Below are 644 nucleotides of genomic sequence, written 5' to 3'. Positions count from 1 at the left end.
CAAATGCGTATGCGCCCATAAAGGTGTTGTACATATCTGCTGGTAGGTGACCTGAAGTGACTTCGGCATCCACGCGTTTTGCAAACTTCTCTTTTGTGAACTTAGGATCGTAAGCAAGAAGGATAGTGTGCGACGCCGTGGTTGCGTGGGGTTGGTTAAATTGGTGTTTGTTCGCGAACGTGCTGTGGAAGCGTTGTTTCGCTTCATCACTTTCAATCACGATGAATTTCCATGGTTGCGAGTTGATTGACGATGCAGACAGACGAATGGCTTCTTTGATGATGGACATATCTTCTTGAGAAATGCGTTTTTCTGCGTCGTATTTTTTCGCTGTGTAGCGGCTGTTTAGATCTTTAATGATTTGATGAGACACGTTTTTATCCTCGTTATTCAGTTTTATATCGGCCGCTTTTAGCTTCGACAACCACGCGTACCTCGAAAGTGAGTTCATAGTACCGAATAACCAGCAATTGATAAGATGGCATTTATTTAAATCACTTTTAACTTTTTGTTGAAAATCGAACAGAGAACTTGGGAGTGATTTTTCAAACTCTGTGTAGAGAACGTGGTCTTTGCTGTTTCTTGGCCAAAATTACCAGCTTTGAGATATTCGCTTGCCCCTTGTTTGAGATATTAAATTACAC

Annotated in this window: 1 protein-coding gene; it reads right to left on the bottom strand. The window is 41.6% G+C overall.

All coding sequences use genetic code 11. From position 1 onward, the window contains the following. A partial coding sequence (locus R8N49_RS27970; protein WP_318190550.1) for a nitroreductase family protein occupies positions 1–373 on the bottom strand: 373 nt, incomplete at its 3' end. Between the last annotated feature and the right edge of the window lie 271 nt (positions 374–644).

Source organism: Vibrio sp. 1978 (genome assembly GCF_033344345.1).
The sequence above is the reverse complement of the archived record's forward strand: the minus strand, read 5'-3'. Positions and strand labels throughout refer to the sequence as shown.